We start from the raw sequence: 25,229 nt of genomic DNA, 5'->3' as shown, positions 1-25,229 counted from the left end.
GAACTCGTGCCGTGTATGGCCTGCGAGGGCCACCGGGCGGCGGGTTGGGGTCGAATGTCATTCGAGTGTTGACATTTGATTTCCGCCGATGCAGTATTGCCTTCATCTCAACCTGAGAAGAACAAACGATCACAAGGATGGAGGTGCGACGGGTGAGCAGGAGAATGCGACTCGGGGCAGTCTCGGTGGCGTCCGTCGTGCTCGCGGTGCTGTTGTGGTACCTCGCAAGCGACGTCTGGAAGCTCGCCCCCTCGGTCATGCTTCCCTCGCCCGTCACGGTCTGGAACCGGTTCATCTGGATGCTGGGCAATCCGTACCAAGGTTCGACACTGATGGCCCACCTCTGGGCGAGCCTCCAGGTCGTGGTGGCCGGATGGATCATCGCAGTGCTCGTCGGCGTTCCGCTCGGCGTGCTCTTCGGATGGAACCGCCGCATGCGCGAGTACCTGGAGCCGCTGTTCAACCTGATCCGGCCGATCCCGCCGATCGCGTGGACGCCGTTCGCGCTGCTGTGGTTCGGCATCACGCCGGGCGCTCGCATCTTCGTCGTGGTCATGGCGGCGTTCGCCCCGTGCGTGATCAACGCGTACGAGGCCGTGCGCGGCGTCGACCCTGCCCTCATCGGCGCAGCTCGCGTGGCCGGCGCGTCCCGCATGACGACGCTGCGCGGAGTCGTGGTGCCGACGGCGCTCCCGCGCATCCTGATCGGCACGAACCTCGCACTCACCGGCGCCTGGATGACGCTTGTGGCCGCTGAGCTGCTCGCGGCCCAGGCCGGCATCGGCTACATGATGCAGATCGCCCGCTCAGCGTTCCAAGCCGACATCATCATGGTCGGCATGATCCTCATCGGGTTGCTCGGCATCCTGATGACCTTCCTGTTGAAGTTCGCGTTCCGACGCGTCCTCGTCTGGGACGGAGCATCCCGTGAGCACTGACACCATCGCCATGGCCGAGGTCACCGCGCACAAGCGCACCGTGCCGACCGCCCTCACCCGCGGCGCCGTCGCCATCGTCGCCCTGCTCGCCGCCTGGTTCGTGTTCGGCGACCTGCTCGGCCTCATCCCGGCACGCACGCTTCCTCCGCTGACGGAGGTCGTCTCGACGGCGGGCCGGCTCGTCGTCGAGCCGTACGCCGGCCAGACGCTCTTCGGGCATCTGGGCATGTCGCTCACCAGGTGGGGCCTCGGCATCCTGATGGCGGTCGTCATCGGCGTTCCGCTCGGCTTGATCATGGGCTGGTTCCGGGTCGCCGACGCGGTCGTCAGCCCGCTGTTCAACGCACTGCGATCCATCCCGCCGCTCGCCTGGATCCCGCTCGCCATCCTCTGGATGGGAACGGGCCTGGTGACCGAGGTGACCCTCGTGTTCATCGCGGCGTTCCCGCCGATGGTGATCAACGCGTACCATGGCGCCCGCGGCATCGATTCCCAGATCGTCTGGGCCGCGCGCACCTCCGGTGCCGGGGCGACCCGCCAACTCGTGCAGGTCGTGGTGCCGACCGAGCTGCCGCAGCTCATCAGCGGACTCCGCGTGGCGCTCGGCAACGGCCTCATGGCCGTCATCGCCGCCGAGCTCGTCAGCGCCGACTCCGGCCTGGGGTTCCTCATCATCCGCGGACAGCAGGACTTCCAACCCGACCTGATCGTGGTCGGCATGCTGACCATCGCCGTGATCGGCCTCATCGCCGACACGGTCCTGATTCTCATCACTCGCCCATTGCTGCGCTGGAGGAACACCGATGACCGACACTGACGCACCGAAGCTCCGCATCAGCGAGCTCACGAAGGTCTTCAGCACCCGCACGGGCTCGCTCCAGGCGCTGCTCCCCGTCTCGTTCGACGTGCCGCGCGGCGGGTTCGTCACCCTCGTCGGCCCCTCGGGCTGCGGCAAGAGCACACTGCTGCACATCGTCGCGGGCCTCGAGAGCCCGACGTCGGGCACGATCTCGGTCGACGGCAAGCAGGTCACCGGCCCGGGCCGCGACCGCGGCATGGTGTTCCAGAGCTTCGCCCTCTATCCCGCGATGACCGTCGCCAAGAACGTCGACTTCGGCCTCCGCGTCGCCGGGCACAGCAAGACCGAGCGCGCCTCCCGCGTCGAGCAGTACCTCGGCATGGTCGGCCTCTCGGGCTTCGAGGAGCACTACCCGAGCCAGCTCTCGGGCGGCATGAAGCAGCGCGTGGCGATCGCCCGCTCGCTGGCCATGCGACCCGACGTGCTCCTCATGGACGAGCCGTTCGGCGCCCTCGACGCCCAGACCCGGATCATCCTGCAGGAGGACATCTCCAGGATCTGCCGCGAGCAGCAGCTGACGGTCCTGATGATCACGCACGCCGTCGAAGAGGCCGTCTTCATGTCCGATCGCGTACTCGTGATGACCGCGCGCCCCGGCCGGATCAAGGAGGACGTCGAGATCGAGGGCCGTGAGGCCTGGCGCGGCGGTCCCGTCGACGACGCCTACACGAGCGAGCGCTTCGCCTACTGGCGTGAGCGCATCTGGTCTTCCGTCCGCGAGGAGATCTCGAGCCCCAGGCCAGCCTGACCGACCGCCGACCCACAAGCCGCAACACAGCAACAGCAAACACAGCAAACACAGCAAACACAGCACGACAGCACCACAGCACACCCCATCCCCACCGGATGGCCCCTGCACCACTCACACGGAAGGAAACACTCATGCGTCGCATCCCCCGCATCGCGCTCGTCGGCGCGAGCATCGCCGCCGCTGCAACCGTCGCGCTCTCCGGTTGCGCCCCTTCGGCAGCCCCCGCCCCCGACCCCTCGGCTTCGGCGGGTGCCGTCGACGACGTCACCATCCGCGTCGGGGCGCAGCCGGTCTTCGCGCTCTCCCAGTGGTGGGCTGCCCAGGAACTCGGCTACTTCGATGAGAACGAGGTGAACGTCGAGCTCGCCGAGCTGTACCCGAACGGGGCCCCGCAGGTCGAGGCGGGCCTTCGTGGAGACTGGGACATCGCCTTCACCGGCGAGCTGCCGGCAATCAACGCCGGCCGCGCCTGGGAGCTCCAGACCATCGGCTTCTTCGGCAACGAACCGCATGCGCACGGCGTCTACGTGAAGAGCGACTCGGGCATCACCGCGAAGAACGCCGACGACAAGCTCGCAGGTCAACCGGTGCTCTTCACGCAGGGCTCGACCGACCAGCTGTTCTTCGAGGGCTGCCTCGACCAGTTCGGCCTGTCGATCAGCGACATCGATGCGGTGAACCTCGCACCGGTCGACCTCGTCGCCGCGATGCAGTCGGGCAACGGCGTCGCCGCCTCGGCGTACCCGCCCTTCGCGTTCCAGCTCGAGGCCGACGGCTACGAGAACATCTGCGACACGAGCAAGCTCGACGTCGCGGCCTATCCGACGATGGTCGTGCGCAAGGAGTTCCTCGAGGAGCACCCCGACGCCGTCGCGCGCTTCACCGAGGCGGTCTTCCGCGCGAATGCGTTGTTCGCCTCCGACCCCGAGCAGGCGCTCGAACTCGCGCAGGGCTTCTACGAGGAGACGGGCGTTACGCAGACGGAGGAGGACCTGAAGCGCACCATCGACCTCTACGAGTGGGTCGACCTGCCGGGCGGCATCGACATCTTCGAGTCGGGCGACGCCGCTGACAGCGTCAATGCCTACCAGGAGATGCTGGTGCGCAACGGCACCGCGACGGACGTCACCGAGCCGATCTGGCTGAACGATTCGGCCATGGCCAACGCGCTCCTGTTCGCCGACGGTCGCTGACCCGGCCCGGAAAGCGAGACACGAGATGACTCCCGGTACCGGCGACGCGCCTCTCCCCAGTCGCGTCGGCGTCGTCGGTGCCGGGCTCATCAGCGCGTACCACCTCGACGCCCTCGCGGCGCTCGAGGATGCGCCGGTCGAGGCGATCGTCGCCACCAGGCCAGAGCGGGCCGTCTCCGCGGCGGCCCGCTACGGCGCTCCGCACGCGCTGACGGACTGGCGCGATCTCCGCGGTCTCGTCGACGTCGCGATCATCGCGACGCCCGACGACACGCACGCCGACCTCGCTCGCGCACTCATCGCCGAGGGCATCGCGGTGATGGTGCAGAAGCCGCTGGCCGCGTCGCTGGCGGATGCCGCAGCGCTCGTCGCCGATTCGCCTCCGCACCTCATCTCGGCGAGCTTCATGCACCGGCACCTCGACGCGACGGTCGCGCTCGAGGCGGTGCTCCGCAGCGGCGCGCTCGGCGAGATCATGAGCGCGAGGATCCGAAACGCCACGCCGGGGCCCGACTGGGGCGGCTGGTTCTACCAGGGGAACGGCCCGATGGCGGGCGTCGTAGGGCAACTCGGAGTTCACGGCATCGACCTCGTGGAGCACCTGCTCGGCCGCATCACTTCGGTGCAGGCCATGACTGCGACCCGGATGCCGCTGCGCACGATGCGCGACGGCGAGGTCATCCAGAGCTCGGTGCCCGACCACGCGCTCGCCCACTACCGCCTCGCGAACGGCGTGCTCGTCTCGCACGAGCAGTGCTGGGCCGAGGCAGGCGGCACCGAACGGTTCGCCATGGAGGTACACGGCACCGAGGCATCCGCCGTGCTTCGCACCCCGTCATCGCCGATCGGCATCCATTGGCGCAGCGGCGAGTGGCAGGCCCTCGAACTCGACCGCGAACCGGTCCTCGGATTCCGGCACCATCGGGCCTGGATCGATTCGGTGCGGCGAGGCGCAGATGACGGCACCGCGCGTGACGCGGTGCGGGGACTCCACGTCGCCGAGATCGTCGGCCAGGCCGCGCGCGAACAGCGCACCATCGAACTTCCCGGCGAGGAGCGGGGCACGATATGACGAAGACGCAACGGGTGGCCTTCATCGGGTTGAGCCACTATCACGCCACCGACTGGGTCGCCGCGGTCGCCGCGCACCCTCACGCCGAACTCGTCGGCGTCTGGGATCGCGACGCCGTGCTCCGTGCCCGCTTCGCCGCCGGGGCCGGCACCACGGCCTGGGACTCACGGGAGGCGCTCCTCGCGGACGCCGACGTCGTCGCCATCGCCTCGGTGACGAGCGACCATCGCGACGACGCGGTCGCGGCCGCTGAGGCCGGCTGCCACCTGCTGCTCGAGAAGCCGCCGACCGCCGATCTCGCGTCATTCGCCGCCGTACGGCAGGCCGTCGAGGCATCCGGCGTCGTCTTCGCCCAGAACCTGCCGAAGCGGCTCGATCCGGCGAGTCTCGCCGTGCGACGGCTGGTCGCCGCGGGCGAGCTCGGCCCGATCGCCTCCGTCCGGATCCGGCACGGTCACTCGCAGGCCTGGGACGACGGGTTCCGGTCGTCGTGGTTCACCGACCCGGTCGCTGCGGGCGCCGGCGCGCTGCTCGACGAGGGCATCCACACCCTCGACTTCTGCCGCTGGCTGCTCGGCGAGCCGGATGCGATCACCGCCCACGTCTCATCTGCGACGGGCCTCGCGGTGGAGGACACGGCCGTGATCACGGTGCAGTACCGGCGCGGCCCGGTCGTCTCGATCACGACGTCGTGGTCGATGGCCGGGGCATCCGGCAGCATCGAAGTGCACGGTCGCGACGCGACCGTCGACCTCGGTGGCGTCGACATGGCCTCGCGGGGACTCAGCGGCGAGTCGCTGCTGCGACGGGTCGTGCGCCGCAGCGCGGATGCCGCAGCAGCACGCGAGTGGGAGGACCTCGGCATCGTGCCGGTGTTCTCCTCAGGCGGCTTCCACGGCCTCGGCATCACCGACCTGCTCGACGCGCTCGCCGACGGCCGCGACCCGGCGGCCGGCCTCGATGACGCCGAAGCCGCCCTCCGACTCGTCGAGGCCGCCTACGAATCCGCACGGACCGGAAGGACGACATGGCTCTCCTGAGACCCACCACCTCGCTCGACGGATACGCCGGGCTCACCGCGTACGCCGGCGACCTGCACAACCACTGCGGCATCAGCTACGGCCACGGCACGATCGAGGACGCGTATCGCAACGCGCAACTGCAGCTCGACTTCGCGACGGTCACCGGCCATGCGAACTGGCACGACATGCCCGAAGACCCCGCGCACGTCGCCGACTACCACAGGCAGGGCTTCACCCGGCTGCGCGACGGCTGGGAGCACGTGCAGGACGTCACCGAGGCCGCGCACGAAGACGGCCGGTTCGTCTCGTTCCTCTCCTTCGAGTGGCACTCGATGACCTACGGCGATCACTGCGTGTACTACCGCGCCGGCCGCGGACCGCTCGAGCCCGCGAGCTCGGGCAGCCTCGAAGAACTCCGCCAGTCGTTGCGGAACCTCGGCGGGCAGGGGCTTCCCGGCATGATGCTGCCGCACCACATCGGCTACCTCAAGGGCTTTCGCGGCATCAACTGGGCGACGTACACCGAAGAGCTCTCGCCGGTCATCGAGCTGGTCTCGATGCACGGCAACGGTGAAGACGACCACGCGCCGCGCCAGTACTTGCACACGATGGGGCCGCGCGACGTCGGCAGCATGGCCTACGCCGGGCTGACGGCCGGGCATCGGTTCGGCTTCATCGGCTCGACCGACCACCACAGCGCCCACCCGGGCAGCTACGGGTACGGCCGCGCCATGGTGTGGGCCGAAGAACTCACGCGCGAGGGCATCTGGTCGGCGATCCGGGAGCGCCGCACGTACTGCGTCACGGGCGACCGCATCATGCTGGCGGTCTCGCTCGACGGAGCACCGATGGGATCCGATGTCGTGGCCGACGGCGTGCGCCGGTTCGACATCGCGGTTCGCGGAGGCTCGTCGATCGACTACGTCGAACTCGTCCGCAACGGCCAGGTCGTGGCACGCACACGCCCGGCGCCGGGCGCCGAGACAACTGGCGGGTTCCACGGAGTGGTCTCCCTCGGCTTCGGGTGGGGAGAGGTCGGCGTGGACACGGCCTGGGACGTCGAGATCGAGGTCGACGGCGGCAGGATCGACGCGGTCGAGCCGCGCCTGCACGGCTACGACGTCGTCGCCCCCAGTGCTGCCGAACCCGAGCACTACGCTTTCTCGTCGTGGGAGCAGCTCGACGAACGACGCGTCACGCTGAACACGCGCACGAACGGCAACCCGAACGTGATGACGGATGCCACGCAGCGCATCGCGTTGCACCTGACCGGCGACGACCGCACCACCGTGCGCGCTCGCATCAACGGGCGCGAGGTCGTGCACACGGTCGGCGAACTGCTCGCCGGCCCCCGAGTCGGCTTCCTCGGCGGCTTCATCAGCGGCGGCTACGTGTTCGAGCGCGCCGAACCGTCGTCGGCCCTCGACCTCGAGTGGAGCGTCGAGGACGAGGGCACGGATGCCGCTGAGGACTGGTACTACGTGCGGGTCCGTCAGCACAACGAGCAATACGCCTGGAGCTCGCCGATCTGGGCGCGCCGCGGCGAAGCGAGGTGACGGCGGCATGGCTCGCACTCATCGCGACGATCTTCATCGCCGGGGCCGCGCAGCGGATCACGGGACTCGGGTTCGCGCTCATCGCCACTCCGGCGGCGCTCGCGGTGCTCGGCACGCAGGCGGTTCCGTTCGTGGCCGTGATCGGCGCGATGTCGAGCCTCGTCGCGCTTGCCGCGACCTGGCGCTCGCTGCAGCCCAGGGCGATCGTGGCACTCTCCGCCGTCACCCTCGTCACGATGATCCCCGCCCTGCTCCTCGCTCGATCGCTCAGCGAAGCGGCATCGAACATCGTCGCGGGCGGCCTGGTCGTCGCGGCGACGATCGTCGTCGGCGTCCGGATGGCCGGGCCGGCGCTCACCGTGGTCGGCTCGCCGGTCGCGGCCGGGATGATGACCGGGGTCTCGGCCGCACTCGCGGGCCTCGGCGGCCCGGCCGCTGCGGCCCACGGTGCGGCGAAGTCCTGGGGCGAGTCGTTCGTGCCCAACCTGCAGGTCGTGCTGCTGCTCACGGTTCCGTTCGTGGTGCTGGGACACGGCTGGCCGGTGGCGGTGCCGTGGCCGCTCTTCGTCGTCGCGGCGACCGCGGTCGGCGTCGGTGCGCTGGTCGGGGGAGCCGTGCGTCATCGCATCCGGCTGTCGGTCGCGAACCTGCTGACGCGCATCGTCGCGCTCGCGGGCGGCGTCTTCGCCCTCATCAGCGGCATCTCCGCGCTGTGAGCGCCCAACCGAACGAGAAACGGCCAAGATGAGAAACATGCCCGACTCGAGCGAACGCCGCACGGCGCCGCGAACTGCATCGAACCGCACCGCCTCCCGCGTGAACAGCACGGTGCTGGTCGACGTGCTGCGCGCGTCGGGGCCGATGTCCAGGTCCGAGCTCGCACGTCGCACCGGCCTGAGCACGGCGACCGCCAACCGCCTGGTCGACCGACTCGTCGACGACGGCGTGCTCTCCGAGACCGGCGTCGCGGAGTCGACCGGCGGCAGGCCGGCACGACTCGTCGAGTTCAATGCCGCTGCCCGCTCGGTGCTCGCGATCGACATCGGCGGGCGCAAGGTCGCCGGAGCCGTCACCGACCTCGAGGCACAGGTGCTGATCACCCGAGAGCGTCTCGTCGCCGCGGACACGAGACGGGCGGCGAAGTCCTTCTTCGACGCCCTCGCCGCACTCGCCACCGAACTCGTCGACGAGGCGGCCGCGATGAAGTCCCCGGTGCACGCGGTAGCGGTGGGCGTTCCCGGCGTGGTGCGTCGCCACAGCGGCCGCGTCGAATTCGCTCCCGCGCTGCAGTGGTTCGACTTCCCGCTCGTCGCCCTGCTCGAGGAGCGGCTGCAACTGCCGGTGCTGATCGAGAACGACGTCAACCTCGTCGCCCTCGCCGAGCACCGGCACGGCGCAGCACAGGGCCACCGCGACGTGCTGACGGTCGCGATCGGAACGGGAGTCGGTGCCGCGCTCATCCTCGACGGGCACCTGTACCGGGGCGCCGGTGGCGCAGCAGGCGAGCTCGGCTACACCCTGCTCGGCCGGGCATCGCTCTCGAGCCCGTGGCCGGGCTTCGGCGACCTCGACTCCAGGGTCGGCGCCGCCGGCATCCTCTCGCGGTCCTCCGACGCCGTCGCATCGACCGACCCCGAGCCGCACGGCACCGAAGAGTTCCTCCACCACGTCCGCAGCGGCGATGCGCAGGCGGTCGCGGTGTTCGACGAGGTCGTCGACGATCTCTCGCTCGCGATCGGCAACGCGAGCGTGCTGCTCAACCCCGAGCTCGTGGTGCTGGGCGGCGGCTTCGGTCGCGCCGCAGCAGATCTGCTCGTTCCGGCGATCGCCCGCAGGCTGAAGGGCCGCATCCCCTACGAGCCCACCCTCGCGGCGGCTCGCCTCGACCAACCCGAGCTCATCGGCGCCGCCGAACTCGCGATCGACGCCTCCGCCGAGACGGCATCGCTCACCGACTGACGGAGCGTTCGCACCATGATCATCCACATCCTCCCCGGTGCGGAGCGCCTCGGGGCGCTCGCCGCCCGTCACATCGAGGTCGCCCTGCTCGGCGTCCGGCGCCCGGTGCTCGGCGTCGCCACCGGCTCGAGCCCCGAACCGGTCTACGCGGCACTCGCCGATCGGGCGAGCGCCGGCACGTTCCGCGTCGACTCCCTGCGCGCGTTCGCGCTCGACGAATACGTCGGTCTGCCCGACGACCATGCCGAGCGCTACCGAAACGTTCTCCTTCGCGCCTTCGCCGATCCGCTCGGCATCGACGACCGGAGCGTGCACGTGCCCGACGGCGGCGACGCCGACCCGTCGGCAGCGGCAGAGGCATACGAACGGGCGATCCACCTCGCAGGCGGCATCGACCTGCAGTTGCTCGGCATCGGCCGGAACGGCCATATCGGATTCAACGAGCCGGGCAGCGACTTCCGCTCGCTGACGCGCGTCGTCGAGCTCGCGGACTCGACCCGAGTCGCCAATGCCCGCTTCTTCGCGGACCGCGACGAGGTGCCCCGCCACTCCATCAGTCAGGGGCTCGCGACGATCATGCGGGCACGGGCTGCACTCCTGATCGCCACGGGGGCGGCGAAGGCCGAAGCGGTGCGGGCCGCCCTGACCGGCCCCGTGACCACGGATCTGCCGGCATCGGTCCTGCAGCGGCATCCGGCCCTCAGCGTCTACCTCGACGGCGAGGCAGCTTCGGCACTCGACCTGCACCTGCTGGAGTCGATCGCCGTCGTCCACGACTGGCGCGCGTGAGTTGAGCCCTCACTCCGGTCGATTGCCCGCCTCGCCGTTGATCGTGAACGGCGTCGTGACACCGTCGTACATGACGTGCGCGACGAGCCCGTCGACCGCATGGGGGAGCGTGTGGCAGTGATCGCTCCAGATGCCCGGGTTGTCGGCGACGAAGGCGACGTCGTAGGACTCGCCGGGGTGCAGGTCGAGCGAGTCGACGACCCACGGGCTGCCCGTTGCCTCGACGCCATCGCGTGAGAGCACGACGACGTGATGGCCGTGCAGGTGCATGGGGTGCACGTCGCCCGAGTCGTTGCGCAGGTGCATCACCACGACGTCGCCCTCGGTCACCTCGAACATCGGCACGTCGGGGAACATGCGGCCGTTGATCGTCCAGAAGTTGCCGGGGCGCCCGTCGATGATGCCGAAGCGGCGGGCGATGACGTAGTCGTACGACCGGTCGGGGGCCGATGCGTCGAACGCGAGCGGCATCGGCGTGCCGTACGCGAGCAGGTCGAGGGTCGTCGAGGGCTGGCGGGGGTCGGGCGGTACGGATGCCGCGGGGTCGCCGATCACGACGCTGCGGGCGCCGCCGACCCGGAGCCGCACCGCGTCGCCCGCGGCCGGGGCGCGCACCGCGACATCCGCTCGCCCACCGGCCGGGATGAGCACCCGCCGGTCCTCGACGACGCCCGGCTCGTTCACCTCGTGGCCGTCGATCGCGACGACGCGGAACGGCGACGCCGACCACAGGGCTGCGGTGCCCTGGTCGGTGTTGATCACGCGCACCCGCACGATCGAGCCCGGGTCGGCCGCCACCCGCGCATCGTCGGCGCGGCCGTTGAGCGTGTGCTGGCCGCCGTAGACGTGCAGCAGCGCGGTGAACTCCGTCGTCTCGACGTCGCCCGGGGACTCGGATGCCGCGGCGGGCTCGATCACGATCGCGCCGAGCAGCCCGCGTTCGACCTGCACGTGGGAGACCTGGTGCGAGTGGTACCAGTAGGTGCCGGCATCCGTCGCCTCGAAGCGGTAGACCTGACGACCGCCGACGGGCACGGCGTCCTGCGTGATGCCCGCGACGCCGTCGGCGGCGTTCGGCACGTCGATGCCGTGCCAGTGCAGCGTGGCACCGTCGGGCACCGACTCGTTCACGAACTCGACCTCGACGAGATCACCCTGCCGGGCGCGGATCTCGGGCCCCGGCGACGTGCCGTTCACGGTGTAGCCCTCGACGGGACGTCCGCCCGGCACCTCGACCGTGCCCGCACGAGCGACGAGCTCGACGTGCACGTCGGCAGTTCGGTCTGGGTCGGCGGTGAGCGAGGTCACGCTCACCGCGCCGGCCGCGTCAGCGCCCGCGGCGACGGATGCCTCGGCTGCACCCGATCCGGTTCCCGCGTGCGCGCCGTGCCCGCCTTCGCCGCCGCCGGCGCCGCCCATCGTCATGACCGAGTACTCCCCGAGCAGCGTGGAACTCCAGGCCAGTGCACCGGCGCCGAGCGCGGCCGTGACCGCGACGCCGACGACGGCGCACCTGAGGAGCTCACGCCGAGACGGCATCGGGGCTCGCCCCCTCGGGCGCCGGGTCGGGCGCCGGCGACGCGTCTGTCGCGGCCACCACCGCTGCGCGCCGTACGCGCATCGCGGCGACCGACGCCGCGACCACGACGGCCAGCGCGTTCGCGCCGTGGATCAGCCCGAGGTAGGGCATGTCGGTGATGGAGAACCCGAGCGTCACCTGCAGGACGACGAGGCCGAGGACGATCGCCGCCCACAGCCGGGCACCGCGTACTCGCACGAAGAACGAGACGACGAGCAGCGCGAGTGCGAGCAGGGGGATGAGGCCCGCGCCCACCACGCCGTGGATCATGAACCCGAGTTCGCCGACCCCGCCCGCCTGGAAGCTCTCGAGGAGCGCCTTGTCGACGACACCGCCCTCGGACACGAGGTTGAGCATGCCGCCGAACGCGAACGCGATCGCGGCGGCCTGCACGACGACGGCGCCGGCGATCGTCCAGGCGAGTCCGGTGTAGAGCTTGCGCATGATGCCTTCTCCCTTGTGCGGCGCCGGTCCGCGGCATCCGCTCGCCTCACACCTTCGTCGCCCTCGCCGAGCTCCGGAACGCAGAGAACCGGATGCCGCATGGCAGCGTGCCGCACGACGGGTGGGGGTCAGCTGCTAAGGGCTCTCGGGGCAGACCCTCTCCCGCATGGCGCCCGAGAGGAGGACGATGGAATCGTGGTCCGCAGGTGGGTGTGCCTCGCGACGCTCGGCCCGATCGGGGTCGCCGCGCTGGTCTACATCGTCGTCGTGCGGGGCTTCATCGAAGGCGATGCCGACCACGGGCTCGCCTGGCCGCTCCTCGGGGCGCTGCCGCTGTTCGTGTTCGGCATGTGGCTGCTCACGGTGTCGGCGTCGCGGATCGCGCTGCTCATCGCTCTCGGGTCGACCGCGATGCTCGTCGGCTCGGCGTACGAGACGTTCCTGCAGCGCAACATCGAGATCATGACCGAGCCGTGGTTCCCGTTCTTCAACGTGCTGGGCCTCTCCGCCGATGCTGCCGCGACCTCGGCGCTCCTGATCGTCTTCGCGACCTTCCCGACCGGTGACGTCGAGCACCGATGGCAGCGCGTCGCCGTCGCGTTCCTCTGGACCCCGTTGCTCGTCGGGCCGCTGACGCTCCTGACGACGCCGCACGTCGTGATGTCGCAGTACATCGGCATCAGCGGCGATGCGATCGCCAATCCCTACGCCGTGCCGTGGCTGGAGTGGGCGGCGCCCGCGGTGGAAGGCCTGGTCGTGCAGGCGTGGCCGGCCGCCGCGCTCGGTCTTGCGGTGCTCGGCTCCCGTGCGATCTTCGGCACGCCCGAGGTGCGCGCTCGTACGCGGGGGATGGGCCTGACGGTCGCCGCGGCCATGGCGGCCTTCGTGCTGTGGACTTTCCTCCCCGGGAGCTGGGTCGTCGAGGTGCTCGTCTACGCGTCGCTCATCGCCCTGCCGGTCGCGGCGGTGCACGGCATCTTCCGCTCGGGGGCGTTCGACATCGCCCCCGGAGACCGGGGCCGCATGGTGGCGCGTTCGTCGAACCTGCTCATCACGGTGATGTACGCGGCGGGGGTCGCGATGCCGGCGATCCTGCTCTCCGGTCGGCTCAGGGTCGTTCCCGCCGTGCTCGTCACGACGATCGTGGCCGTGCTGCTGCTCCCGGTGCGCACCTGGATGCAGCGGTGGATCCACCGAGCGCTCTTCGGAGATCGTGAGCGACAGCTGACGATGCTCGGCGAGCTCGGCGCGCAGCTCGAGCACGCCGGTGAGCCGCGAGAACTGCTCAGCCGGCTCGCCGAGGCGGTGCGCGCGGGCCTCGATGCCTCGTGGGTGCGCATTCGCATCGCGTCGACGAATGGCGCGCTCGTCGCGATGCCCATGGTCGTCGCCGGCGACCCGGCTGTCGCCGGTGAAGCCGAGCCCGCCGCCGCAGAGTCCTGCGACCTGCTGCACGGCGACGAGACGCTCGGCCGCATCGAACTGGGGCCCCGGCATCGGGGCGAGTACTCCGATGATGAGCGCACGCTGCTGCGCACGGTCGCCGGGCAGGCGGCTGCCTCTGTCGCCAACGTGCTGCTGACCGCTCAGCTCGCGGAGCAGCTCGATGAACTGACCGCTTCGCGCGAGCGGCTCGTGGCCGTGCAGGACGACGAGCGCCGGCGCCTCGAGCGCGACCTGCACGACGGCATCCAGCAGGACGTCGTGGCCCAGATCGCCGGATTGCGCCTGGCCCGCAACCGGCTCCAGCGCGGCGAGCTCACGGCGGCGGAGCTCGAGGAGCTGCAGGACCAGGCGCGCGCGACGCTCACCGACCTGCGCGAGTTCGCCCGGGGTATCCACCCGCCCGTGCTGAGCGACAACGGGCTCGTCGCCGCCGTGGAGTCGAGCGTGGCGCGGTTCCCCATTCCGCTTACGGTCGAGGCGAACGAGCGGGTACGCGCCGAGCGATTCCCCGACGAGGTCGAGACGACCGCCTACTACGTCGTGCGCGAGGCCCTCGCCAACACCGCGAAGCACGCGAACGCGACGCGGGCGTCGGTGGGGCTGGCACGCAGCGACGGGCACCTGCGCATCGCGATCAGCGACGACGGTTGCGGCATCGGGACGCCGGGCTCGGTCGGCCCTGCCTCGACGACGGGAGAGGACGGGCGCGCGGCGGTGTCGCACGGCGGGCTCGCGAACATTCGCGACCGGGTCGCAGCGCTCCGCGGCACCATGCACGTGGCGCCGAACGAGCCGTCGGGCACGGTCGTGTTCGTGGAGTTGCCGCTCGACGGCGTCGGCCCCGAGACGGCTGCTCGAGAGGGGGTACCGGTTGGATGACTCGGGCGTGCTGCGCGTCGTGATCGCCGAGGACAACTACCTCGTGCGCGAGGGCGTGCGGCGCCTGCTGGAGGACTCGGGCGAGGTCGACGTGGTCGCCTCCGTCGGCAACGGCACCGAACTGCTCGACGCGGTGCGCCGGCTCGCGCCGCACGCGGTGCTCACCGACATCCGCATGCCGCCCGGCCATCACATGGAGGGCATCGAGGCCGCGCACGCCATTCGCGCCTCGTCGCCGTCGACGGGGGTGGTCGTGCTCTCGCAGCACGCCGACGAGAGCTACGCGTTCGCCCTGTTCGCCAACGGGTCGGCCGGGCTCGGCTACCTGCTGAAAGACCGCATCGGCGACCTCGAGGACCTCGTGCACGCACTGCACGAGGTGCACGCGGGCGGCTCGGTGATCGATCCGCAGATCGTCGACGCCCTCGTGCGCCGTCGAAGCGCGGCCGGGGCATCCAGCCCGCTCGCGACGCTCTCGCCGCGTGAGCTCGAGGTGCTGCGCGAGATGGCCGCCGGCAAGACGAACGGGGGCATCGAGCAGGCGCTGTTCCTGTCGACGTCGACGGTCGAGAAGCACGTGAACGCGATCTTCACGAAGCTGCGGCTGCCCGAGACGGGTGTGCACCGGCGGGTCGCCGCGGTGCTCGCGTTCCTGAAGGACGACGCGGGCGAAGTTCGGTCGGGTGAGCGCTGAGCCCTCGTCGACCACCCTTGTGGGCTCACCCGTCCTGCGGCAGGGTGGCGGCATCGAGCTCGAGCGGCTGCCTCGCATCGACGACGTGCTCGCCGAGCGCCGACGGTGGATCCGGGCGCAGCGCGGTGGCATCTGAGCCCGAGCTCCGGGCTCGCCCCGGCGCTACCCGAGCGGGTCGCGCGCGAGCGGAGCGCTCTCGAGCTCGTCGAGCAGTGCCGTGCCCGCGGCATCCGCTGCCACCTGCTCGCCGAGTCGCGCGGCCGCCTGCCGGTAGCGGTCGTCGCCGAGCACGCGGGCGATCGCCCTGCTGATCTTCTGCGACGAGGAGCGGCGCGAGATGGCGACCCCTGCGACTCGCTCCGTGACACGTACGGCGTTGTCGGCCTGGTCGCGGCCGTGGTGCAGCACGACGAGCGGAAGCCCGGCGGCGAGCGTCTTGATGACCGTGCCGTGGCCTCCATGGGTGACGACGAGGCTCGCGTGGCGCAGGACCTCGCGATGCGGTGCGGATGCCACGACCGTCACGTTCGCGGGAGCGCTGATCGCACCCGGCTGGACGGCCGGCCCGGTGGTCACGACTCCGCGAACCGGCAGGTCGCCGAGCGCGTCGGCGATGCGCTGCAGGCACTCCACGTGGTTCTGGAACGTCGAAGACATCGCGACGAGCACGAGCGGGTCGTCGCCGGTCGGCGGCGTCCACGGCACATCGGCAGCCCAGCTCGGGTCGTCGAGCACCGGCCCGACGTAGCGGGCGTTGGCCGGCAGCTCGGCAGGGAAGTCGAACGCTGCGGAGGTGAGCACGAGCTGGCGGCGCGCGTGCTGCATCTGGTTCCACATCGTCGCGACCGGCTCGAGGCCGTGGTCGGTGCGCACGGCGTTGAGGGGTTCGAGCGCGAACCGATCGAAGAGGCGCCGGCCGGCCGCTCCGAACGCGCGGTCGCGGAGCGCACCCATCGGCCCGTGTGCCGGCGCGAGTCCGACGCCGAACGGCGGCATGCCCTTCGCGGGCAGCGCGTAGGTGTTCGGCATCAGGAGGTCGAACGGCACCCCGCGCGACTCGGCTGCGATCATGGCGCCGACGGCGAACGAGGAGACCACGACGAGGTCGGGGCGGAGCTCGTCGATCGCCGCGACCGTGTCAGCCGCCTGCACGGGCGCGGGTCCGACGATCATGTGCTCGGCCATCCCGCGCGCGATGCCGGGCGGCGTGCGGATCGCCCAGTCATCGAACGGCTTCGTCACGCGCCCTGTCGTCGGGCGGAACCTCGCGCCGGCCGTGAGCGCGGGCACCTCCAACGGGTCGTCCGCGAGCACCGTGACGCGATGACCGCGGTCGACGAGTCGCCGCACGACCCCCATCTCGGGAGGAACCGTGCCGCCGGCGTCGGTGAGCACGAACAGGTACGTGCGATGGCTCATGTGCCCGCACCCTACGCCCGGCCGGCCCACGCGGCATCCGTGCGTGCGCTGAGGCGCGGGTCGCACTCGTCGGCGATCGGCGCGACAATGGGGGTTGGATCGAAGGGGCACGGCATGGCAGAGCTGAACACAGGGTCGACGACGGATGCATCGGCGGGGGCGTCGGCTCCCGAAGCCGCACCCGCACCGCACGGTCCGGGGCACCACGCCCTCGGTTGCCCCGAGTGCTTCGAGGAGCTGCAGCGCAACCAGGACTGGTGGAAGGCGCGCCCCGAGGGCGCACGTCTCGTCGGTCTCGTCGTCGCCCGCGACGACATGCCCTCGGTCGTCGAGCAGCGGAACGACCTCGCCGACTTCGGCGTCGCGATCCTCGACTTCAAGCACCCCGCAGCCGAAGCACCCGAGACCTGGGAGCAGCGGCTCGGCCGCCTGTTCGGCACCCTGCGCGCCGGTGACGTGCTCGTCGTGGCGAACGAGCGAGCGCTCGGCCGCGATCGCGACGAGGTCACCCGCACGATCCGCACCCTCGCCCGGCACAACCTCGTGGTGAAGGTGCTGAGCCACGGCGCACCGCACCTCGAGGACGCGCGCGCCTGAGCGCTCCGCTGCCCGGCGCCCGACGCTGAGACCGCCTCGCCGGTAGTCTCCACACATGAGCACGACGGATGTCGAGACCCCGGTCGGACTCACGAGCGCCCAGGCCGCCGAGCGTGTCGCCGACGGCCGGTCGAATGCGTTCACGCAGCAGTCGAGCCGCAGCGTCTCGAGCATCATCCGGGCGAACGTGCTCACCCTGTTCAACGGCATCATCGCGGCCTGCTTCCTCGTACTGCTCCTGCTCGGGCGGTGGCAGGACGCCCTGTTCGGCATCAGCGCCGTCGCGAACACCGTCATCGGCTCGGTGCAGGAGTTCCGCGCGAAGGCGGCGCTCGATCGGCTCGCACTGCTGCACGCGCCCCGGGCGCGGGTGCGCCGTGACGCCGCCGTGATCGAGGTCGCCGTCGGCGAGGTCGTGCTCGACGACCTGCTCGTGCTGCGCGCGGGGGACCAGGTTCCGGCCGACGCGCGCGTCGCGGCATCCGCTCGGCTGCAGCTCGACGAGTCGATGCTCACAGGGGAGTCCGACGCCGTCGACAAGGGGCCCGGCGACGAGGTGCTCTCGGGTTCCGTGGTGATCGCGGGCGAAGGCGAGGCGATCGTGGTGCGGGCGGGCGCGGATTCGTTCGCGAACAAGCTCGCGTCGCAGGCGAAGAAGTTCTCGCTCGTGGCGAGCGAGCTGCGAACGTCGATCGACAAGGTGCTGCGCGTCGTGTCGTGGATCGTCGGGCCGATCGCGCTGCTCGTCTTCAACGCGCAGATGTTCGTGTTCGGCGGGTGGGAGCAGGCGATCGAGTCCGGCGACTGGCGTCAGGCGGCCGTCAACACGATCGCCGCACTCGTCGCGATGATCCCGCTCGGGCTCGTGCTCATGACGAGCATCGCCTTCGCGGTCGGGGCGGTGAAGCTGGCCAGGCAGCAGGTGCTCGTGCAGGAGCTCGCGGCGGTCGAGGGCCTCGCACGAGTCGACCTGATCTGTCTCGACAAGACCGGCACGCTCACCGAGGGAAGCATCGCGTTCGACGCCGAGCACCCGCTCGAGGCCGGCGAGGCCGGCGAGGGTGTCGCGGGTGGCGCTGCGGCGTGGCGCAGGGTGCTCGCCTGGAACGGCATCGAACCCGACGCGAACGCCACCGCCCGCTGCCTCGCCGACACCTACGGCGACGTGCCCGCTGCGGCGCCCACGGCGCGCATCCCGTTCTCGTCGGCGCGCAAGTGGAGCGCGGTCGCGTTCGCCGCCGGCACGGATGTCGCGGGCAGCTGGGTGCTCGGCGGCCCGGAGATGGTCTTCCCCGACAACCGGCTGGCGGGGGACTCACGGGAGCTCGCGGCATCCGGCCTGCGCACGCTCGTGCTCGCCCGCAGTGCCGAGCCGCTCGACGAGGAGGCGGAGGCGCTGCCCGACGGGCTCGAACCGGTCGCGCTCGTGACGTTCCGCGAGCGCGTCCGGCCGGATGCCGCGGAGACCCTCGCGTACTTCGCCGAGCAGGGCGTGGCTGTGCGCATCATCTCCGGCGACAACCCTGCGACCGTGGCTGCGATCGCGCGCAGCGTGGGGCTCGATGCCGCCGACGGCTTCGACGCCCGGCAGCTGCCCGACGACCCGGCCGAGCTCGCAGCGGTGCTGTCGCAGCACCTGGTGTTCGGGCGCGTCACGCCCGACCAGAAGAAGGCCGTGGTGATCGCGCTGAAGCAAGCGGGTCACACGGTGGCGATGACGGGCGACGGCGTCAACGACGCACTCGCGATCAAGGAGGCCGACATCGGCATCGCGATGGAGTCGGGGTCTCCGGCGACGAAGGCCGTCGCCCGCATCGTGCTGCTCGACGGCAAGTTCTCGCATCTGCCTCGCGTCGTCGCCGAGGGCCGTCAGGTGATCGCGAACATCGAGCGCGTCTCGATGTTGTTCCTCACCAAGACGGTCTACGCGACCGGGCTCGCGCTGCTCTTCGGCGTGTTCGTGCTCGCCTTCCCGTTCCTGCCGCGCCAGCTCTCGGTGATCGACGGTCTCACGATCGGCATCCCGGCCTTCTTCCTCGCGCTCATGCCGAACACGCGGCGCTACGTACCCGGGTTCCTGCGGCGGTCGCTGAGCTTCGCGATTCCGGCCGGTGTCGTCGTCGCGGTCGCACTGTTCGTCTACAGCTGGGCGGCGACGCAGGCCGGCATCGGCGAGGACGAACTGCGCACGGGCTCGACCCTGCTGCTCACCATCATCGGGCTGTGGGTGCTGATCGTGCTCTCGCGGCCGATCGACGGATGGAAGATCCTCATCATCGGGGCGATGATGGTCGGCCTCATCCTCGTGTACTCGGTGCCGCTCGTCACGGAGTTCCTGGTGTTCGTCGACCCGTCACCTGTGACGGCGGCGCTCGTGCTCGCCGTGGCGGTCGTGAGCATCGGCGCGATCGAAGTCATTCGGTTCGCGCACCGGCGGTACGTGCGAAGAACCGCGCAGTTCGACCCGTCCACAACACCGTGATCGCCGTTGTCGCGAGTACGAGGCCGACGAGCACGAACCAGAGCCCGGGCGAGGCGATCAGGACCACCACGTCGAGCGCGATGGTGATGCCGAGCAGCACGGTGACGAGCACGCGGGCGTCGAGCCGGGCTCGGGTGAGGCCCGCCGCGATCGCGATCACGAAGAGCCCGAGCAGCACCGTGCATGCCCCGGCGATCGTGACGACCACTCGCTCGGCGCCCTCCACGTCGGGGAGGTAGCGGGCGAACATGAGCGCGATGCCCGCGAGTACCTCGATCACGCCGGTGACGTAGCCGAGCACGACGGCGGCGATGAGCTCGGGCGGCGGTCGGTCGGTCATACCGGCGACCCTAGTCGAGCGGGCGTCGTCGCGCCGGGGTTGTCGCGCCGACGTCGTCACGCCGACGTCGTGGCCTACGCCCGAGTGCTGATGCGCCCGGGCAGGAACGGCAGCGCCGGCGCCCGGTACTCGAGCGCCGGCGCATGGTGCGGCTCGAGCGCGAACTCGGCGCGGCCGAAGCGCCACATGCGGTTGAACAGGTAGACGCCGATCACCGCGGTCTCGTCGGCGGGGAGCTGCCAGGTGCCGATGCCCCACTGCGCGGGCTGGCCGAGGCCCCCGATCACGAGGGTCGGCCTGACCCGGCCGTAGAGCGCGAACCACGGCTTGCGCAGGGTCAGTTCGATGCGTCGCGTGGCCGGGGCCGGCTCAGCGGATGTCACGCGCTCACCCAGCTCGCATCGGCCATGAGCGCTTCGAGGGCGCCCAGCAGCCGCGCCGTGTGGAACCCGTCGGCGGCGGCGTGGTGGATCTGCACGGCGACCGGCAGCAGCGTGCGTCCCTCGCGCTCGAGGTACCGGCCGAGCGTGAAGATCGGCAACAGATGGCTCGTGCCGCCGTCGATCTGCAGGGTGAATCCGGTGAAGCTCGTCCACGGCAGGCTCGACACGTCGAACACGTTCGGCGGGAGCGCGCCCTGCGGGAACATCGTGGTCGCGCTCGCCGTGGAGGCGAGCAGCTCGGCGGCCCGATCGTGGAAGCGGCCGAAATCGGGGTCGTAGGGCGCCCAGGCGGCTGCGAAGGTCTCGCGTGCGGCGTTGAACACCGTGAACGCGGGGTGCACCACGGGCCAGCTCGCCGGCTCACCGGCGTCGGTCAACGCCATGCGGAACTCGCGGTACCGATTGACGACGGTGGCGATCGCCCAGATCTGCGCGACGTACGTCTTGCGCGACGAGGAGCGCAGTGCCGCTGCGAAGGCCGTCACGTCGATCTCGACGGTGATGGCGTAGGTGCACGGCACCTGGTTGCGGTAGTGCTCGAACGCCTCGCGCCGCGGCCAGGCGGCGAGGTCGATCGGGTCCGGGCTGGTCATTCCTCGATCGTCGCAGGTCTCGCTCGTTCGCACTGCACGAGCCGCGACATCCGTCAGCGTTCGTCGTCGTTCGAGGTGGGGCTGCTCGTGGCGGCCGCGTTCGTGGTCGGCATCGTCGAGAGGATGTCCCTGGCCTGTTCGGCCGCTCGGGCGATGCTCTCGGCGACGAAGTCGACGAAGCGCGCCATGTTCTGGAGGCGGTTGCCCGCAGGCGTGTCGCGACCGAACACGTTGACGCCGCGCCGGGCGGCCTCGGCGAGCTCGGCGTTGGAGCGGGCCGCGGCGATCATCGACTGGTACCAGGCGTCGTTGTCGGCCGAGTAGCGTTCGCGGCGGCCCGCCTCGACCTCGCGGCGCACGAGCCCCACGTTCTCGAGCAGGGCGACCGCCTTGGAGACCGACGCCGGGCTGACCTGGAGGCGCTGCACGAGTTCCGCTGCCGTCAGGCTGCCCGCATCGGAGGTGTAGAGGCAGGTGAGCACCGAAGCCGCCATGCGGGGCAGCCCCGACTGCATGAGGATCGTGATGAACGCCTCCTCGTACTCGTGCACGGCGTCGGGGTCCCGGCCGTGGGCCGGCGCGGGTGCGCCTGTGCCGCGCGGTGCCGCCGGCTTGCGCTGATGGGTGCGGCGCTCTGTGGCCCGCTGGGCGAGATCGGCACGATAGGCCCCGGGTCCGCCGTTGCGCATCACCTCGCGGGTGATCGTCGAGGTCGGGCGGTCGAGGCGCCTGGCGATCTCCGCGTAGGCGAGGTCGTCGGCGAGGCCCAGCGAGATCTGCTGGCGTTCGTGCTGGGTGAGCCTGCCTCCCGGCATGGTGGCCTCCTTCGTCGACGGAATGCCTCCAGTATGACGTTCGTTCCACGACCATTGCAACGAGCGTTGTGCTCGTCATTGCGTTGAAATCGAAGCTGTTGCAACGATTATATGTACTTGACCAGCATTTTAGAATGCCGGATGCAATTCCATCGTTGCGCAAGTTGTGAATGCAACGTAGCGTTACCAACATCAGAAACACCACTGAACGCAACACCAACTCGAAGGAATCATCATGCTGCAGAAGTTCGACACCCCCGCCCCCATCGCCGCCGTGCTCGACATCTCGGCGGGCCGCGTGCAGGTCATCGCCGCCGACCGGGCCGACACCACGATCGAGGTCCGCCCCGCCAACGCGTCGAAGAGCCGCGACGTGAAGATGGCCGAAGAGACGACGATCGACTACCGCGACGGCGTGCTGCGTGTCGCGACGCCCGCCGGCAACCAGATCCTCGGCCCGTCGGGATCGGTCGAGGTCACGGTGCAGGTGCCGGCCGGCTCCCGTGTCGAGGCGAAGGCGGCCGCGGCCGAGTTCCGCGGCGTCGGACGCCTCGGCGACGTCGAGTTCGCGGGCGCCAACGGCACGGTCAAGATCGACGAGGCCGCGAGCGTGCGCCTGTCGGCGCTCGCCGGCGACGTCGTGGTCGGTCGCCTCAACGGCCCGGCGGAGATCAGCACCCAGAAGGGCGACATCCGCATCGCCGAGGCCGTGCGCGGCTCGGTCGTGCTGAGCGCACAGGCCGGCAACCTGTCGGTCGGCGTCGTGCCCGGGGCATCCGCCACGCTCGACGCAGGCACCAGCTTCGGCCGCGTGCAGAACTCGCTCAACAACACCAAGGGCGCCGACGCCGAACTCGCCATCACGGCGACCACCGCGTACGGCGACATCGAGGCACGGAGCCTCTGAGCAGCTCCTTCTGCTGGACGAGTCGACGCCGCCGACGCCCTCACCGGGCGCCGGCGGCTTCGTTCGTTCGGCGCCCGGACCGTCAGCCGTCGGGTTCGAAGAAGAGTGCCTGGAGTTCGGCGGGCCAATCCGTGGCTCGCCGTGTGCGGCCGTCGACGTGGGCCACGACCATGAGGCAAGTCGAGACCGTCGTGCCCGCGGCATCCGTCATCGTGCACTCGATCATCGCGTCGGGGCCTCGGAACTCGCGCACGAAGGAAATGATCGAGACCTCCTGGTCAGCGGTCAGGGGCCTGATGAAGTCGATCTCCATGCGCCGCACCCATGTCATGAAACCGAGGGAGCCGAGGGTGGGCAGATCCCAACCGGCGTATCGCCCCAGCCCTTCCATGCGGTGGTCGGTGAAGTACCTGGCGTAGTTGCCGGTGCTCACGTGCTGGAACGGATCGAGCTCCGAGAAGGCGATGCGGTGCACGGTCTCGTAGACGATCGGCGTCGGCGACATCGGGCCCTCCTCGGTTCTCGCGGGCACGTCGCGGCACAGGCTACGCCGATGCATCGGATGCGGCTACCGCGGCTGATTCCGCGTCGCGCGCAGGGTGTGCGGATTGGGAGGCGGTACCGAAGTACCGAAGTACCGGAGAACCGGAGCACCGTTCACCTCTCTGGTGCCCGGCGTGCGCCCGCACATACGCTGCAGGGGTGATCAGCGACCGAGACCTCGCCCGGTGGCGGCTGCACTCGCAACGGCTCGCCGCACCCGCCGCGACGGCGGAGGACGTCGTGCGCACCCTCGCCGCCGTGCAGGCCGAGAACGCCTCGCAGTCGGCGTGGGCGGTCGCCACACGCACCGCGTCGCCGCGGCAGGGCGACCTCGCAGACGCGCTCGCCGAGGGCCGCATCCTTCGCATCCACGTACTGCGGTCGACCTGGCACTACGTGCACGCCGATGACGCGCTCTGGCTGCAGGAGCTCACCGCGCCGCGCGTCATGCCGATCTTCGAACAGCAACTGCGGCCGATCGCCAACCGGCTCGGCATGCTCGGCGACGCCGTCGAGACGATGCTCGCGGACTCGCCCGACCGCACCAGGGGCGACATCGCCGACGCGCTGGCCGAGCGAGGCGAGCAGGTCACGGGCCAGCAGCTCATGCTGCTGCTCGGTCGCCTCGAGGTGCAGGGCCGCATCTGCAGCGGCGCGCCGCGAGACGGCGAGCACACCTACGCGCGCTTCGCCGATCGCGTGCCGGCACCGCGTCGCCTCGACCGCGACGAGGCTCTCGCCGAGCTCGCCTTGCGGTACTTCACCTCGCACGGCCCGGCCACCGATCGAGACCTCGCCTACTGGGCGACCCTCACCGTGACCGACGTGCGGCGGGGCATCGCCGCGGCCGGCGACCGTCTTGCCTCGTTCGAGCACGATGGCCGCACCTTCCGGCATGCGCCAGGCGAAGCCCCGGCATCCGCTGCGCCCGCCGGTCACCTGCTGCAGGTGCTCGACGAGATGTACCGCGGCTACCAGGACTCGCGCTGGGTCGTCGACGCCGACGGCGTGGTGCCGCGGGCGCGGGAGACGGCGATCGGCATGGCGCTCGTCGACGGGCAGCTCGTCGCCGGCATGAAGCGCACGGTGACGGCGAAGGCGGTCGCGTTCGCGGTGCACCCGCATCGCCCGCTGTCGCCGCGCGAGGTCCGGGCGATTCAGGATGCCGCGGACCGGTACGGCGAATTCCTCGGACTCGAGGCGAAGGTGCGACTCGACGGGAGCTGACTCGCCGCGCAATGCAGACTCGATCGACCCCGTGACATCCGGCGCTCGAAGGCGCAGTCTGGAATGCATGGGAACAGTGACGATCTCCTTCGAAATGACCCTCGACGGCGCGTTCGACCAGATGGAGCAGTGGTTCGACGACAACGATCCCGATCTGGTGCGCCACTCAGACGAACTCGTCTTCGGCGCCGATGCGGTGCTGCTCGGCCGTGAGAGCTACGAGTTCTTCCGCGAGTACTGGCCGAAGCAGACTGACGAGCGCGGCTTCGCCGCGCACTACAACGCCCTGCCGAAGTTCGTCGCATCGACGACGCTCACGGGCCCGCTCGACTGGAACTGCACACTCATCGAGGGCGACGTCGTCGATGCGGTGCGTGGCCTCCGCGAACGGTACGGCTCCATCATCTCGCACGGCTACGGACAGTTGGCGGCCACCCTCGTGGACGCCGGGCTCGTCGACGAGGTGCACGCGGGCATCCATCCGTTCATCGTCGGCAACGCCGAGGGCCGGCTGCGCTCGCCGCACCCGGTGGGAATCCGGCTGCTCGACGTGGAGGGCTCCGAATCGGGCACGATCTTCGCGAGGTACGCGCCGGCGCAGCGGTAGCGGGGGTCTCAGCACCGGGTCCCGGGCGTCGCGAATTCGCGGATGCCGCGGCATCCGCCCCTCTAACATGAGCGG

At 70.6% G+C, this 25,229-nt stretch carries 26 protein-coding genes; 18 read left to right on the top strand and 8 right to left on the bottom strand.

The features are described from left to right. Positions 1-164: 164 nt before the first annotated feature. The 10 genes from ESP57_RS06860 (at position 165) to ESP57_RS06815 (ending at position 10,139) form a co-directional block, all read left to right on the top strand. Positions 165-938, top strand: a complete 774-nt coding sequence (locus tag ESP57_RS06860; RefSeq protein ID WP_165877399.1) for an ABC transporter permease — start codon at positions 165-167, stop codon at positions 936-938. Beyond that, positions 928-1,755 (top strand): ABC transporter permease, encoded by an 828-nt coding sequence (locus tag ESP57_RS06855; protein WP_129231034.1) that lies wholly within the window; start codon positions 928-930, stop codon positions 1,753-1,755. The genes ESP57_RS06860 and ESP57_RS06855 overlap by 11 nt, the downstream gene beginning before the upstream one ends. Then, a complete protein-coding gene (locus tag ESP57_RS06850; RefSeq protein WP_129231033.1) occupies positions 1,742-2,545 on the top strand; it encodes an ABC transporter ATP-binding protein in 804 nt (267 codons plus the stop codon). Before ESP57_RS06855 ends, ESP57_RS06850 begins: the two co-directional genes overlap by 14 nt. Positions 2,546-2,679: 134 nt before the next feature. Beyond that, complete coding sequence (locus ESP57_RS06845; RefSeq protein WP_056005124.1) at positions 2,680-3,741, top strand: ABC transporter substrate-binding protein; 1,062 nt, start codon at positions 2,680-2,682, stop codon at positions 3,739-3,741. Positions 3,742-3,766: 25 nt separating this feature from the next. Beyond that, a complete protein-coding gene (locus tag ESP57_RS06840; protein ID WP_056005122.1) occupies positions 3,767-4,813 on the top strand; it encodes a Gfo/Idh/MocA family protein in 1,047 nt (348 codons plus the stop codon). Beyond that, the gene (locus ESP57_RS06835; protein ID WP_129231031.1) at positions 4,810-5,853 is read left to right on the top strand and encodes a Gfo/Idh/MocA family protein; all 1,044 of its coding nucleotides are present in this window, start codon (positions 4,810-4,812) and stop codon (positions 5,851-5,853) included. Before ESP57_RS06840 ends, ESP57_RS06835 begins: the two co-directional genes overlap by 4 nt. After that, positions 5,841-7,391 (top strand): DUF3604 domain-containing protein, encoded by a 1,551-nt coding sequence (locus tag ESP57_RS06830; protein WP_129231030.1) that lies wholly within the window; start codon positions 5,841-5,843, stop codon positions 7,389-7,391. Before ESP57_RS06835 ends, ESP57_RS06830 begins: the two co-directional genes overlap by 13 nt. After that, complete coding sequence (locus tag ESP57_RS06825) at positions 7,388-8,107, top strand: hypothetical protein (RefSeq protein ID WP_056005116.1); 720 nt, start codon at positions 7,388-7,390, stop codon at positions 8,105-8,107. Before ESP57_RS06830 ends, ESP57_RS06825 begins: the two co-directional genes overlap by 4 nt. Before the next feature lie 37 nt (positions 8,108-8,144). After that, the gene (locus tag ESP57_RS06820) at positions 8,145-9,350 is read left to right on the top strand and encodes an ROK family transcriptional regulator (RefSeq protein ID WP_056005114.1); all 1,206 of its coding nucleotides are present in this window, start codon (positions 8,145-8,147) and stop codon (positions 9,348-9,350) included. Between the two features lie 15 nt (positions 9,351-9,365). Next, a complete protein-coding gene (locus tag ESP57_RS06815; protein ID WP_115963291.1) occupies positions 9,366-10,139 on the top strand; it encodes a glucosamine-6-phosphate deaminase in 774 nt (257 codons plus the stop codon). A 9-nt stretch (positions 10,140-10,148) separates the two neighbouring features. Here ESP57_RS06815 and ESP57_RS06810 read toward each other — a convergent pair whose 3' ends face one another. Together ESP57_RS06810 and ESP57_RS06805 are read right to left on the bottom strand one after the other, a co-directional pair. Beyond that, entirely contained in the window at positions 10,149-11,678 is a 1,530-nt protein-coding gene (locus ESP57_RS06810) for a multicopper oxidase family protein (RefSeq protein ID WP_129231029.1), read from the bottom strand. Beyond that, a complete protein-coding gene (locus ESP57_RS06805) occupies positions 11,662-12,162 on the bottom strand; it encodes a hypothetical protein (RefSeq protein ID WP_129231028.1) in 501 nt (166 codons plus the stop codon). The genes ESP57_RS06810 and ESP57_RS06805 overlap by 17 nt, the downstream gene beginning before the upstream one ends. 195 nt (positions 12,163-12,357) lie before the next feature. Here ESP57_RS06805 and ESP57_RS06800 point away from each other — a divergent pair, with 195 nt between their 5' ends. From ESP57_RS06800 to ESP57_RS18405, 3 genes are read left to right on the top strand one after another with little or no spacing between them, the layout of a single operon-like run. Then, the gene (locus ESP57_RS06800) at positions 12,358-14,487 is read left to right on the top strand and encodes a sensor histidine kinase (RefSeq protein ID WP_129231027.1); all 2,130 of its coding nucleotides are present in this window, start codon (positions 12,358-12,360) and stop codon (positions 14,485-14,487) included. Beyond that, positions 14,480-15,181 (top strand): response regulator transcription factor, encoded by a 702-nt coding sequence (locus ESP57_RS06795; protein WP_243648437.1) that lies wholly within the window; start codon positions 14,480-14,482, stop codon positions 15,179-15,181. The genes ESP57_RS06800 and ESP57_RS06795 overlap by 8 nt, the downstream gene beginning before the upstream one ends. Then, positions 15,171-15,317, top strand: a complete 147-nt coding sequence (locus ESP57_RS18405) for a hypothetical protein (protein ID WP_165877398.1) — start codon at positions 15,171-15,173, stop codon at positions 15,315-15,317. The genes ESP57_RS06795 and ESP57_RS18405 overlap by 11 nt, the downstream gene beginning before the upstream one ends. A 26-nt stretch (positions 15,318-15,343) precedes the next feature. Here ESP57_RS18405 and ESP57_RS06790 read toward each other — a convergent pair whose 3' ends face one another. Further along, positions 15,344-16,600: a glycosyltransferase gene (locus ESP57_RS06790; RefSeq protein WP_129231026.1), complete on the bottom strand. Its 1,257-nt coding sequence runs from the start codon at positions 16,598-16,600 to the stop codon at positions 15,344-15,346. A 114-nt stretch (positions 16,601-16,714) separates the two neighbouring features. On the opposite strand from ESP57_RS06790, the gene ESP57_RS06785 reads away from it, so the two are divergent. Together ESP57_RS06785 and ESP57_RS06780 are read left to right on the top strand one after the other, a co-directional pair. Next, complete coding sequence (locus ESP57_RS06785) at positions 16,715-17,197, top strand: recombinase family protein (protein WP_056005101.1); 483 nt, start codon at positions 16,715-16,717, stop codon at positions 17,195-17,197. Between the two features lie 55 nt (positions 17,198-17,252). Next, positions 17,253-19,679 carry an HAD-IC family P-type ATPase gene (locus tag ESP57_RS06780; RefSeq protein WP_129231025.1) on the top strand — a complete coding sequence of 809 codons (2,427 nt, stop codon included), beginning with the start codon at positions 17,253-17,255 and terminating at the stop codon, positions 19,677-19,679. Here the strand turns inward: ESP57_RS06780 and ESP57_RS06775 are convergent. From ESP57_RS06775 to ESP57_RS06760, 4 genes are all read right to left on the bottom strand, one after another. Beyond that, entirely contained in the window at positions 19,612-20,019 is a 408-nt protein-coding gene (locus tag ESP57_RS06775; RefSeq protein WP_056005097.1) for a hypothetical protein, read from the bottom strand. The genes ESP57_RS06780 and ESP57_RS06775 overlap by 68 nt on opposite strands. 74 nt (positions 20,020-20,093) lie before the next feature. After that, positions 20,094-20,402 (bottom strand): hypothetical protein, encoded by a 309-nt coding sequence (locus tag ESP57_RS06770; RefSeq protein WP_129231024.1) that lies wholly within the window; start codon positions 20,400-20,402, stop codon positions 20,094-20,096. Then, positions 20,399-21,055 carry a CatA-like O-acetyltransferase gene (locus tag ESP57_RS06765; protein ID WP_129231023.1) on the bottom strand — a complete coding sequence of 219 codons (657 nt, stop codon included), beginning with the start codon at positions 21,053-21,055 and terminating at the stop codon, positions 20,399-20,401. The genes ESP57_RS06770 and ESP57_RS06765 overlap by 4 nt, the downstream gene beginning before the upstream one ends. Positions 21,056-21,108: 53 nt before the next feature. Continuing rightward, positions 21,109-21,870 (bottom strand): GbsR/MarR family transcriptional regulator, encoded by a 762-nt coding sequence (locus ESP57_RS06760; RefSeq protein WP_056005093.1) that lies wholly within the window; start codon positions 21,868-21,870, stop codon positions 21,109-21,111. A gap of 235 nt (positions 21,871-22,105) precedes the next feature. Here ESP57_RS06760 and ESP57_RS06755 point away from each other — a divergent pair, with 235 nt between their 5' ends. Further along, on the top strand, positions 22,106-22,777 hold the full coding sequence (locus ESP57_RS06755) for a DUF4097 family beta strand repeat-containing protein (protein WP_243648436.1): 672 nt from the start codon (positions 22,106-22,108) through the stop codon (positions 22,775-22,777). Positions 22,778-22,859: 82 nt separating this feature from the next. Here the strand turns inward: ESP57_RS06755 and ESP57_RS06750 are convergent, their stop codons facing one another. Continuing rightward, positions 22,860-23,282 (bottom strand): acyl-CoA thioesterase, encoded by a 423-nt coding sequence (locus ESP57_RS06750; RefSeq protein ID WP_165877397.1) that lies wholly within the window; start codon positions 23,280-23,282, stop codon positions 22,860-22,862. Positions 23,283-23,479: 197 nt separating this feature from the next. Between ESP57_RS06750 and ESP57_RS06745 the strand changes: the two genes are divergently transcribed. Together ESP57_RS06745 and ESP57_RS06740 are read left to right on the top strand one after the other, a co-directional pair. Next, positions 23,480-24,547, top strand: a complete 1,068-nt coding sequence (locus ESP57_RS06745) for a winged helix DNA-binding domain-containing protein (RefSeq protein ID WP_129231021.1) — start codon at positions 23,480-23,482, stop codon at positions 24,545-24,547. A 67-nt stretch (positions 24,548-24,614) separates the two neighbouring features. Continuing rightward, positions 24,615-25,154 carry a dihydrofolate reductase family protein gene (locus ESP57_RS06740; RefSeq protein ID WP_165877396.1) on the top strand — a complete coding sequence of 180 codons (540 nt, stop codon included), beginning with the start codon at positions 24,615-24,617 and terminating at the stop codon, positions 25,152-25,154. The last annotated feature ends 75 nt before the right edge of the window (positions 25,155-25,229 follow it).

Origin of the sequence: Agromyces fucosus (genome assembly GCF_004134865.1) — a bacterium.
GTDB lineage: Bacteria > Actinomycetota > Actinomycetes > Actinomycetales > Microbacteriaceae > Agromyces > Agromyces fucosus.
This window is presented reverse-complemented; position numbering and strand designations above follow the sequence as displayed.

Coding starts and splice junctions, on each gene's coding strand:
- ESP57_RS06860 (WP_165877399.1), top strand. CDS start 165: ATGCGACTCGGGGCAGTCTCGGTGGCGTCCGTCGTGCTCGCGGTGCTG.
- ESP57_RS06850 (WP_129231033.1), top strand. CDS start 1,742: ATGACCGACACTGACGCACCGAAGCTCCGCATCAGCGAGCTCACGAAG.
- ESP57_RS06845 (WP_056005124.1), top strand. CDS start 2,680: ATGCGTCGCATCCCCCGCATCGCGCTCGTCGGCGCGAGCATCGCCGCC.
- ESP57_RS06840 (WP_056005122.1), top strand. CDS start 3,767: ATGACTCCCGGTACCGGCGACGCGCCTCTCCCCAGTCGCGTCGGCGTC.
- ESP57_RS06835 (WP_129231031.1), top strand. CDS start 4,810: ATGACGAAGACGCAACGGGTGGCCTTCATCGGGTTGAGCCACTATCAC.
- ESP57_RS06830 (WP_129231030.1), top strand. CDS start 5,841: ATGGCTCTCCTGAGACCCACCACCTCGCTCGACGGATACGCCGGGCTC.
- ESP57_RS06820 (WP_056005114.1), top strand. CDS start 8,145: ATGCCCGACTCGAGCGAACGCCGCACGGCGCCGCGAACTGCATCGAAC.
- ESP57_RS06815 (WP_115963291.1), top strand. CDS start 9,366: ATGATCATCCACATCCTCCCCGGTGCGGAGCGCCTCGGGGCGCTCGCC.
- ESP57_RS06810 (WP_129231029.1), bottom strand. CDS start 11,678: ATGCCGTCTCGGCGTGAGCTCCTCAGGTGCGCCGTCGTCGGCGTCGCG.
- ESP57_RS06805 (WP_129231028.1), bottom strand. CDS start 12,162: ATGCGCAAGCTCTACACCGGACTCGCCTGGACGATCGCCGGCGCCGTC.
- ESP57_RS06790 (WP_129231026.1), bottom strand. CDS start 16,600: ATGAGCCATCGCACGTACCTGTTCGTGCTCACCGACGCCGGCGGCACG.
- ESP57_RS06785 (WP_056005101.1), top strand. CDS start 16,715: ATGGCAGAGCTGAACACAGGGTCGACGACGGATGCATCGGCGGGGGCG.
- ESP57_RS06780 (WP_129231025.1), top strand. CDS start 17,253: ATGAGCACGACGGATGTCGAGACCCCGGTCGGACTCACGAGCGCCCAG.
- ESP57_RS06775 (WP_056005097.1), bottom strand. CDS start 20,019: ATGACCGACCGACCGCCGCCCGAGCTCATCGCCGCCGTCGTGCTCGGC.
- ESP57_RS06765 (WP_129231023.1), bottom strand. CDS start 21,055: ATGACCAGCCCGGACCCGATCGACCTCGCCGCCTGGCCGCGGCGCGAG.
- ESP57_RS06760 (WP_056005093.1), bottom strand. CDS start 21,870: ATGCCGGGAGGCAGGCTCACCCAGCACGAACGCCAGCAGATCTCGCTG.
- ESP57_RS06755 (WP_243648436.1), top strand. CDS start 22,106: ATGCTGCAGAAGTTCGACACCCCCGCCCCCATCGCCGCCGTGCTCGAC.
- ESP57_RS06750 (WP_165877397.1), bottom strand. CDS start 23,282: ATGTCGCCGACGCCGATCGTCTACGAGACCGTGCACCGCATCGCCTTC.
- ESP57_RS06740 (WP_165877396.1), top strand. CDS start 24,615: ATGGGAACAGTGACGATCTCCTTCGAAATGACCCTCGACGGCGCGTTC.